Raw genomic sequence first — 9178 nt, forward strand, 5'->3', positions numbered from 1 at the left:
ACCCAGCCAACTGGAGGACAACATTTGATTACAGCAACCGCTGTGTCATTTGTTGTCCTCTTTTTTATTTTCTTAGTCTCTGCAACTTTTTTACCTAAAACAAGCCATTTTGGCAACTGGAGGAATTGACGTGGAAGTAAATCAAGAAATCATCGAAAATCTAAAGGCACTTGTACGATCCATTACAAAAGCAATCCAAAAAATATGGGGACCAATTTGGAAGTGGATTAAAGAAAATACAGACGTACTTTATCGGTGGGAAGAACAAAAGAAGAGGCCTAACAGGAATCGATATAAAATGGATTTTTCTCGTAAGAAAGTTAGTCATCGAGTAGCGGATCGTAGGCCGAAACAAATGATTCGCAAGATTATTCGCTGAGGGGTGAATGGGGATGGGAACCTTACAAACGGAGCTTATTGAAAAAGGATTAAAACAGGCTAATATGGGTAAGTTAGTCAATCCGAATACAAAAACAAGCAAAAAGAGAAAAGAAACGTTATCTCGTAGGGAAATTGAAGATTTAATGGGGTGCAATCGACAAACGTACAGACGTGTTGGTGGAGCGATTCGAAATAAACGATAGGAGTGATTGATATGTCAGATAAACAGTTTGATATTGCACGATTAGTTACAGATTACAGAATGATGAAAGCGGAAATAAAAAGGTTGCAATCTATCATATACGGATTTTCGATTCCGATGACCAACTGGGGTGTTGCTCAATATGGTTTAGATGCTGCCATGCCAAAAGGATCTCCAGGTAAAAGTTTAGCGGAAATGAAACAAATGGATATTCGAGAAAAGAAACAAAGAGAGCGCTTAGAGCGAATGGAATGCATAGTATTCGCTTTGGAAAGTGTATTCGATATTTTGGAAGATGAAACCTGCAAAACTATATACGATTGCTTGCTTGATGGTATGACACATAGAGATATTGCAGCTCATTTAACAACGTCCAAAGATTTTGTGCGAATCAAGAAACAAGAGATTTTTCGCCAGATTAGCCAAAATAGCCAAATCCTAACCTATTTGCAAAAAGAAAAAATTGCGGTGTAAACTGGAAGGAGGGTCGGCTAGGTAGGTCCCTTGAGCAGGAAAATATTAGCGTTATTGCCATCTTCGACGGCGTGTGAAAATATTAGGTAATATGTTGCAGGATTTTATCTTTCAATGACGAATATAGTCATGGGGAGGTGAAATTGAGTGCAATTTACGTATTTAGAATTTAAAAAAGATTTGATGACTAGTCGATCTTATCATTCTTTTGGTAGAGATTTTATAGAGTTGTTTGAAGAACTGTATGATATAGAACATATTCAAGCTATGTATCTTAGAAACCAATTTAATAAAGAAGAATTAGAAATAATTTTTTTCTTTACTAATAAAATTGTGGTTGTCACAAAAGAAAGCTCACATTTTAGATTCGACGAGAATAGTGGAAAAGTTATAAGTAAAAATTTATATATTGCCAAAGATATGGATCGAAAAATTGAATTAGTAATAAACTTTGACAATAAAGAAACTTTGACTTTAGAAAACTATAAGGATTCTAATCCTGATATGGCTTGGGATTATGGGCATGAAATTAAAGAGATATTCAAGATATCATAATTCACTTACATCCTTCGGGATGTTTTTTTATTAGCAAATAGCATAATGGGGTGATTCGATGTGAAGCAAAATAAAGGAGGTAGGAAAAGTAAATACGAAACTCATGTAGAACAAAGGTTATTTGAGGTTGAATGTTGGGCTCGTGATGGACTTATCGATGAACAAATCGCAAATAATTTAGGTGTAGCTTACTCGACTTTCAGAGAATATGTTAAAAAGTATTCGGCGTTATCGGCAGCCTTAAAAAAGGGCAAGGAAATTATAGACTTCCAAGTTGAAAATGCCTTGCTAAAACGTGCATTAGGCTATGAATATATAGAGAAGAAGTATGCGCAAGTAGAGATGTCTGAGGATGAACATTACGCTTTACAAACTGTTGCCGTAAACCGTTTTAAGATGGAGAATCCAGAAGCGACACTCGAAGAAATTCGTCTAGTAGAAATGCAAGTGTCCAAATATAAGAGTGTGCTTGTTGAAGAAAAGACAAAAGATGTTGTACCAGATACGACAGCACAAATCTTCTGGCTTAAAAATCGTCGTCCTGATAAATGGAGGGATAAACAGGATGTTGAACACAGCGGCTCAATGGAAGTTAACAATCCACTGAAAGGATTAACAACAGAAGAGTTAAGGAAGCTGATAAAGAAATGACGGATCTAGAGAAAATTAAACAGATGGCCAAGATAGAGCTCGCAAATCGTGAGTTCTTTTATTTTTGTCATTTGTTAGCTCCAGACTTCTATGCAACTGATCGTCAGTATTTAATTGATCTTTGCAATGACATGCAAGATTTTTATGAGTCGGACGATGATGTATTGATTATCAACGTTCCACCACGTCACGGTAAGTCACGAACAGCTGTAATGCTAGCTCAATGGATATTTGGACAGAATCAAGAAGAAAAGATTATGACAGGATCATACAATGAGACTCTTTCAACGATGTTTTCTAAAGGTGTTCGTAATGGAATATCCGAAGAAAAGGCTGATAAAGACAAAATTGTTTATCGAGACATCTTTCCCAACGTTCGAATAAAGCAAGGCGATGCAGCTATGAACTTATGGAGTTTAGAAGGCGGATACAATAATTACCTTGCTACATCTCCTACAGGCACAGCAACTGGATTTGGTGCTTCCGTTTTAATCATTGATGACTTAATTAAAAACTCCCTTGAAGCATACAACGCGCTTACGTTAGAAAAACACTGGGATTGGTTCACTAATACCATGCTATCTCGTCTTGAAGAAGGCGGTAAAATCATCTTGATTATGACGAGATGGGCAAGTAATGACCTGGCAGGTATGGCGCTTAATCATTTCAAAGATGAAAAAAAGACAGTACGTCATGTACTTATGAAAGCATTGCAAGACGATGGTTCTATGTTATGTCCAACTGTTCTTTCGAAGGATAGCTACGACATGAAGGTTAGAGCGATGGGAATCGATATTGCTTCTGCTAACTATCAACAAGAGCCGATTGACGTCAAAGGTCGCTTGTATAGCTCATTTAAAACATATGACGGTAAGTTACCAGAGTTCAAAGAGATTAAGAACTACACTGATACGGCAGATACTGGAGCCGACTACCTATGCTCAATCAACTATGGGGTCACATTTAATAACGAAGCTTACGTGCTGGATGTGCTGTATACGAAAGATGGTATGGAAATCACTGAACCAAAACACGCAAAAATGCTCTACGAAGGCAATGTAGGTTGGTCAGATGTCGAGTCGAATAATGGGGGTAGAGGGTATGCGAGAGCCGTTGAAAGGCTATTAGTAAGCAATCACAATTCAAATCGTACCCATATAGAGCCATTTCATCAATCGAAAAACAAACAGGCTCGTATTCTATCAAATGCAACCTGGGTGATGGACCACATCTATTTCCCTTCCAACTGGAAAGATAGATGGCCGGAGTATTACGAGGCAATGAGCAAGTACCAAAAAGAAGGTAAGAACAAACACGATGATGCACCAGATGCTACGACTGGAATTGCTGAGAAGGTCGGTGTAGGTGATGTGTTTAGTTTTGATTAAGAGAGGTGAAATACGTGGAGTACTTCCCGTTTCAAGGTGCAGGAACTGATACAGAAGAATTGATTGACATAATTACTACAGGTGCTCAATCAATCATTAGCAATATCACATTGCTTGAAAGAGAGATTACTAAATTTAAGTCATCACAAAAGCGTGAGTGGATGATTAGAGGCGAACAGTACTATGAAGGTGAGCAAGATATTTTAACCCGTAAACGAAAAGTAATTGGAAAAGGTGGACGGTTAGAAATTGCTGAAAATCTACCAAACAACCAAATACTAGATAACCAGTATGCCAAATTAGTAGATCAGAAGGTTAACTATCAATTAGGCAAGCCTCTTACACTGGAAACTGATAATCAAGCCTATCTAGACCTGTTACAAAGGATATTCAACAAAAGGTTTCACCGTACTTTACGGAATTTAGGGCTAGACGCGTTAAACGGTGGCATCGCATGGCTTTATCCTTATTACAATGACCAAGGCGAATTTACTTTCAAGCGATTCCCAAACAGCGAAATCTTACCTTTCTGGAAAGATGCAGAACATACCGTACTCGATTCAGCTGTTCGTATGTATACCGAAACCGGCTATGAAGGTGAGAAGGAAGTCTTGTACGAGAAAGTAGAGGTGTACACAGTCAGTGGGGTTAGATGCTATGTGTGGTTCAATGGCAGATTGGTAGATGACGTAGAGAAACCTTCCATTTCGTATTTATCCGTCACAGATGAAGATGGCAATGAAACACTATTGAATTGGCAGAGGGTGCCGTTAATTCCTTTTAAATTTAACAGTAAAGAAATTCCATTGTTGAAACGTGTGAAATCTTTACAAGATGGTATAAACATCATGCTGAGTGATTTCGAGAACAATATGCAAGAGGATGCCCGTTCCACTATTCTTATACTACATAACTATGATGGACAAAATTTAGGAGAGTTCAGAAAAAACCTATCACAATATGGCGCTGTTAAAGTTCGTAGTGCAGATGGTTCAAAAGGCGGCGTGGAGTCATTACAAATCGAAGTAAATGCTGATAACTACAAAGCAATCCTAGCATTTTTTAAGAAGGCGCTCATTGAAAATGGTCGTGGATATGATGCGAAAGATGAACGCATGGCCAATAATCCAAACCAGATGAATATCCAGTCCATGTACAGCGATATCGATCTTGATGCTAACGGAATTGAAACTGAGTTCCAAGCTTCGTTTGAGGATTTGCTTTGGTTCGTTAATGTGCATTTGGCTAACACTGGTCAGGGTGATTATGAAAATGAGACAGTAAACGTGATATTTAATCGTGATGTGCTTATTAACGAGACTGAATCCATTAATAATGCTATTAATTCATTGCCAATCCTTTCGTTGGAAACAATTGTTGCGCAGCATCCTTGGACTTCTGACACCCAACTTGAATTAGACCGGATAAAAAAAGAAAAAGAAAATGAAATTGACGATTACAAAAAAGCTTTTCCGAAACGTGGTGAAGTAGTTGGCAAAGAGTAGATCATATTGGGTCCAACGCTTTGAAATGATGATGCAAGCACAATTCAGTGAAAGTGAAGAGTTTGGAGAGGTTCTTGAGGAACTATATGACCTTGTTGCAGAAGAACTAGAAAAAGACATCGCTAAGTGGTATGCACGCTTTGCCAAAAACAATGAAATATCACTCTCAGAAGCAAAGACGATGCTAAGAGGTGCTGAACTAGCTGAATTCCATTGGGACGTTCTGGAATACATTGAATATGGCGAAAGAAATGCTCTAGATGGAAATTGGATGAGGCAACTTGAAAATGCTTCTGCACGTGTTCATATATCTCACTTAGAAGCTATCAAAATACAGACGCAACAAGTTATTGAAGAATTGTATGGAAAGCAATTAGAAGGCGTAGAAAGACATTTGAAAGAGGTTTACCAAAATACGTATTATCACACAGCATTTGAAATTCAGTCTGGTTTTAACGTTGGTTATTCCTTGCAATCTATCAATGCTACACAATTGCGACAAGTCATCTCAAAACCTTGGACAGCAGATGGAGTAACTTTCAGTGAACGCATTTGGAAAAATAAAAATGAGCTTATCAACACATTACACACGGAGCTAACGCAATCCATCATTCGTGGTGATTCACCCGGTAAAGTGATTGCTACAATATCGAAGAAACTAAAAGTGAGTAAAGATAAGGCTGGCCGTTTAGTAATGACGGAATCGGCTTTTTTTGCGTCTGCTGCACAAAAAGGAGCATTTGAAGCCTTAGATGTGGAGGAATATGAGATTGTAGCGACGTTAGACGGTAAAACGAGTGACATTTGCCAAGATTTAGACGGCAAGGTATTTGAGATGAAGGATTACGCAGTGGGAATTACAGCACCTCCATTTCATCCTTGGTGTAGGACCGTCACAGTTCCATATTTTGAAGATGATGATTACAGTAAGCGGATTGCTAGAGGTAAGGACGGCAAGGTTTATTACATTTCTAGTAATATTAAATATCCTGAGTGGGAGGAGCGTTTCGTTTCCTAGTTTGATATAATTTTCATTCTAGGAGGTGATAAAAGTGGAAGGCAATAAAATACAAGATTTAATGTTGGCTATGATACAAAATAAGGTAAGTATAAAAGATTCCATTGAAGGTGCGGCTGATTTGATGAATTTGGATTCGGAAGTTTTTTCAGATTTATTGAAATTGTATGCTCAGAACCCTAATATGAGTGCAGAGGAACTTTCGAAAGCATATGAATTGATAAAAAGTAAATAGTAAATGTAGTTTTGCCGTACTTACACTTATGTGATGTGTGCGGCTTTTATTATGCCTTAAAAGGGGGGGATTGACATTGACTGATGTTCAAACTTTAATTCAATTTAAGGTACAGCAACAATTACAATTTGAACCGTCTAAACTAAATCGCTCTCAACGTCGAAGGTTGGAAAAGGAGTATAAGAAAAATGCCAAATAAATGTTTTAACTTTCCTAAATGCAAGAACGAGTCTGTAACAGAGTTTTGTCCCGACTGCTTAGACAATGGTGGCATTTACAATCCAATACACGACAGCTTCACTTATCATGCGCCAAAGAAGGACCAAGTAGAACGCTATGAAACTATTCGTAATAAGGCGAAAGAATTAGCGCTTTTAATAGACAGGTCTTGTCCACGCAGTCGAGAAAAATCACTTGCTCAAACTAATTTAGAACAGGCTGTCATGTGGGCAAATAAATCAATTGCATGTAACGAATAGAAAACTTTAATGTCTCGTCTTTTTGGTATTGGAGACGTAAAAGAACAAGACAAATCCGTGGACGAAACCCACGTTAAAAAGCGTAATTTGAAGGAGGAAGAATGATATGACAAAAGAACAATTAGTTGCATTAGGTTTAACAGAAGAACAGGCAGATAAGGTAATCGAAGGCTACGGAACAACCATTCCTAAATCACGTTTTGATGATGTAAACAATGCCAAAAAACAGCTTGAATTGGATATTGTTTCTCGCGATAAGCAACTTGAGGATCTTAAAAAAATAGATGCTGAAGGATTACAAGCTAAGATTGCTGATTTGCAACAGGAAAACATTGACGCAAAAGTAAAATATGAAAATGAATTAAAAGAAACCCGTTTAGCTAGTGCCATTAAATTAGCGTTACACAGCAAGGCACAGGACGCTGATATTGTATCGAGTCTACTGGATAAAACGAAAGTGGAATTGAATGAAGATGGGACCATAAAAGGCGGATTAGATGAGCAGTTAAAAACACTGCAAGAAGCTAAGCCGTTTTTATTTATTCCGGAAAAGAAGGAACCGACGTTTAAAGGTTGGAATCCTGCAGCTGGTAATGCCGATAAAGACAACGAGTTGGATATCGGTAGTAACTTCGCAAAAGAAGCAAATTCAAAAGGAGCCCCTGCAGAACAAGCTCTAAATCCATGGGGTTAATTAATAAAAAGGAGGGCATCTAAATGCCATATGTAAGAGGAATCAATAATTACAATCGTGTTAATTTTTTAGCATCTTCAAAAGTCCAATCATTCACTACACTTGTCAGTGATGTAGGAGTAACAGCAGTGGACGGCAAGAAAATAGTGAAAGCAGGTACAATCCTTCCAAAGAATGACGCAACAGCTGAGGGCATTCTTTATTACGATGTTGACGTTACTCACGGACCACAACCAGGTGCATTAATTGTAGAAGCGTATATCTTAGAAGAACGCCTTCACACAGCGCCAACAACAGGAGCAAAAGAAGCATTAACAAAAATAACATTCCGATAATCACTAACAGAAAATAGAAGGGTGGAAAACCATAATGCCAGATGTATTAGAATTATTTGACGCAAAAACAGTTTTAAGTTATTTGAAAGAGCGTACTTTTACGCCTTATCTAGGGGAGACGCTTTTCCCAGAAGTAAAACATGACACATTAGAATTTGAATACCTTGTAGGAGCTAGCAATCTACCAGTTGCAGCTAAAATCCATGCATTTGATACAGAAGCTGAAATCGGTTCTGTAGATTTTAATGATCAAGCGCTTGAGGCGGCTTATATCAAAAAGAAATATCAAATCAAAGAGAAAGATCTAATTGCTTTGCAATTCCCACGTACACCACAAGAACAACAAGTTTTAGTGAAGCGTGTGTTTAACCTTATCGATAGAGCGGTAGAGGATGTAAGAGCTGAAAAAGAGATTATGCGTATGCAAGCTTTAGCTAACGGTGAGTTATCTCTTGCTATGGAAGGTGGCGGGACTTTAACGGTCGATTACCAAATCCCAGATACCAACCAAGAAGCTCTTTCAGGTGCTGACATTTGGGGTACTGGTACAGAAGATTTTATCGGTGATATGGAACGTTGGGCTTCTGCATTAGATGAAAAGCCAACACGTGCTTTAACTTCTCAAAAAATTGCTAGTCAAATCTTACGTAATTCAAAAGTACTTGGCTATTTATTTGGTAAAGATAGTGGTCGAGTAGCAACAATGGCTGATTTGAATAGCTTTTTGACTTCTCATCAATTACCAACCATTGCGACATACGACGCTAAATATCGTGTTCAAAATGCTAACGGTACGTATACAACACATCGTTACTTCCCTGAAAACAAATTCGTTATGTTTGGCTCTAGCACTTTAGGTGAGACGTTACATGGACCAACACCAGAAGAGAGTCGTCTGCTACGTCAAGGAAACGAAGAAGTGTCTAAAGTGGGTAATATTTTCGGTATGGTTTTTGAGGAAGGATTAGATCCGGTATCAACATGGGCAAAAGCATCTACAACAGCAATCCCATCTTTCCCTGAAGCTAATAATGTATTCCAAGCACAACCGATCGCTTAAGGAGGGACAGTTTCATGAAAAAAGTTGAAGTTATTAAGACTCCTATTCGATACAAAGATGTTACTTATCGAGCGGGAGAATCTTTTGAAATGAATGATGACCACGTGAATGAATCGCTTGTTAAAGTACTAGGTGATGTTAGCAAAGGCGCTAAGGGTAAGGCGCAAACAACTACTAAAGGTCAAACTGAAAGCGAGTGAT

14 protein-coding genes are annotated in these 9178 nt (G+C 38.1%); all 14 read left to right on the plus strand.

What is annotated here, in order from left to right; all coding sequences use genetic code 11:
* Positions 1-130 precede the first annotated feature (130 nt).
* Positions 131-379 (plus strand): hypothetical protein, encoded by a 249-nt coding sequence (locus ACIQYS_RS09660; RefSeq protein WP_402978344.1) that lies wholly within the window; start codon positions 131-133, stop codon positions 377-379.
* A 13-nt stretch (positions 380-392) separates the two neighbouring features.
* Positions 393-584, plus strand: coding sequence for a hypothetical protein (locus tag ACIQYS_RS09665; protein ID WP_402978347.1), 192 nt, complete (start codon positions 393-395; stop codon positions 582-584).
* An 11-nt stretch (positions 585-595) separates the two neighbouring features.
* Positions 596-1057, plus strand: coding sequence for a sigma-70 family RNA polymerase sigma factor (locus ACIQYS_RS09670; RefSeq protein WP_402978350.1), 462 nt, complete (start codon positions 596-598; stop codon positions 1055-1057).
* Positions 1058-1204: 147 nt separating this feature from the next.
* On the plus strand, positions 1205-1612 hold the full coding sequence (locus tag ACIQYS_RS09675; protein WP_402978353.1) for a hypothetical protein: 408 nt from the start codon (positions 1205-1207) through the stop codon (positions 1610-1612).
* A gap of 60 nt (positions 1613-1672) precedes the next feature.
* The gene (locus ACIQYS_RS09680) at positions 1673-2263 is read left to right on the plus strand and encodes a transposase (protein ID WP_402978356.1); all 591 of its coding nucleotides are present in this window, start codon (positions 1673-1675) and stop codon (positions 2261-2263) included.
* Positions 2260-3651, plus strand: coding sequence for a phage terminase large subunit (gene terL, locus ACIQYS_RS09685; protein ID WP_402978359.1), 1392 nt, complete (start codon positions 2260-2262; stop codon positions 3649-3651). The genes ACIQYS_RS09680 and terL overlap by 4 nt, the downstream gene beginning before the upstream one ends.
* Before the next feature lie 14 nt (positions 3652-3665).
* Positions 3666-5156 (plus strand): phage portal protein, encoded by a 1491-nt coding sequence (locus ACIQYS_RS09690; protein ID WP_402978362.1) that lies wholly within the window; start codon positions 3666-3668, stop codon positions 5154-5156.
* On the plus strand, positions 5143-6174 hold the full coding sequence (locus tag ACIQYS_RS09695) for a minor capsid protein (RefSeq protein ID WP_402978365.1): 1032 nt from the start codon (positions 5143-5145) through the stop codon (positions 6172-6174). The genes ACIQYS_RS09690 and ACIQYS_RS09695 overlap by 14 nt, the downstream gene beginning before the upstream one ends.
* 34 nt (positions 6175-6208) lie before the next feature.
* The gene (locus ACIQYS_RS09700; RefSeq protein WP_402978368.1) at positions 6209-6409 is read left to right on the plus strand and encodes a hypothetical protein; all 201 of its coding nucleotides are present in this window, start codon (positions 6209-6211) and stop codon (positions 6407-6409) included.
* Positions 6410-6597: 188 nt separating this feature from the next.
* The gene (locus ACIQYS_RS09705) at positions 6598-6888 is read left to right on the plus strand and encodes an Acb2/Tad1 domain-containing protein (protein ID WP_402978371.1); all 291 of its coding nucleotides are present in this window, start codon (positions 6598-6600) and stop codon (positions 6886-6888) included.
* A 106-nt stretch (positions 6889-6994) separates the two neighbouring features.
* The gene (locus ACIQYS_RS09710) at positions 6995-7582 is read left to right on the plus strand and encodes a phage scaffolding protein (protein ID WP_402978374.1); all 588 of its coding nucleotides are present in this window, start codon (positions 6995-6997) and stop codon (positions 7580-7582) included.
* Between the two features lie 23 nt (positions 7583-7605).
* Positions 7606-7917: a hypothetical protein gene (locus ACIQYS_RS09715; RefSeq protein ID WP_402978377.1), complete on the plus strand. Its 312-nt coding sequence runs from the start codon at positions 7606-7608 to the stop codon at positions 7915-7917.
* Positions 7918-7951: 34 nt separating this feature from the next.
* Positions 7952-8977: a major capsid protein gene (locus ACIQYS_RS09720; RefSeq protein WP_402978380.1), complete on the plus strand. Its 1026-nt coding sequence runs from the start codon at positions 7952-7954 to the stop codon at positions 8975-8977.
* 14 nt (positions 8978-8991) lie between these two features.
* Positions 8992-9177 carry a hypothetical protein gene (locus ACIQYS_RS09725; RefSeq protein ID WP_402978383.1) on the plus strand — a complete coding sequence of 62 codons (186 nt, stop codon included), beginning with the start codon at positions 8992-8994 and terminating at the stop codon, positions 9175-9177.
* Position 9178: the final 1 nt, after the last annotated feature.

Origin of the sequence: Psychrobacillus sp. NPDC096426 (genome assembly GCF_044762745.1) — a bacterium.
Lineage (GTDB): Bacteria > Bacillota > Bacilli > Bacillales_A > Planococcaceae > Psychrobacillus.

What these genes read in the sequence shown, in the direction of transcription:
- ACIQYS_RS09720 (WP_402978380.1), top strand. Translation starts at nt 7,952, where the DNA reads ATGCCAGATGTATTAGAATTATTTGACGCAAAAACAGTTTTAAGTTAT.
- ACIQYS_RS09665 (WP_402978347.1), top strand. Translation starts at nt 393, where the DNA reads ATGGGAACCTTACAAACGGAGCTTATTGAAAAAGGATTAAAACAGGCT.
- ACIQYS_RS09710 (WP_402978374.1), top strand. Translation starts at nt 6,995, where the DNA reads ATGACAAAAGAACAATTAGTTGCATTAGGTTTAACAGAAGAACAGGCA.
- terL (WP_402978359.1), top strand. Translation starts at nt 2,260, where the DNA reads ATGACGGATCTAGAGAAAATTAAACAGATGGCCAAGATAGAGCTCGCA.
- ACIQYS_RS09715 (WP_402978377.1), top strand. Translation starts at nt 7,606, where the DNA reads ATGCCATATGTAAGAGGAATCAATAATTACAATCGTGTTAATTTTTTA.
- ACIQYS_RS09725 (WP_402978383.1), top strand. Translation starts at nt 8,992, where the DNA reads ATGAAAAAAGTTGAAGTTATTAAGACTCCTATTCGATACAAAGATGTT.
- ACIQYS_RS09670 (WP_402978350.1), top strand. Translation starts at nt 596, where the DNA reads ATGTCAGATAAACAGTTTGATATTGCACGATTAGTTACAGATTACAGA.
- ACIQYS_RS09705 (WP_402978371.1), top strand. Translation starts at nt 6,598, where the DNA reads ATGCCAAATAAATGTTTTAACTTTCCTAAATGCAAGAACGAGTCTGTA.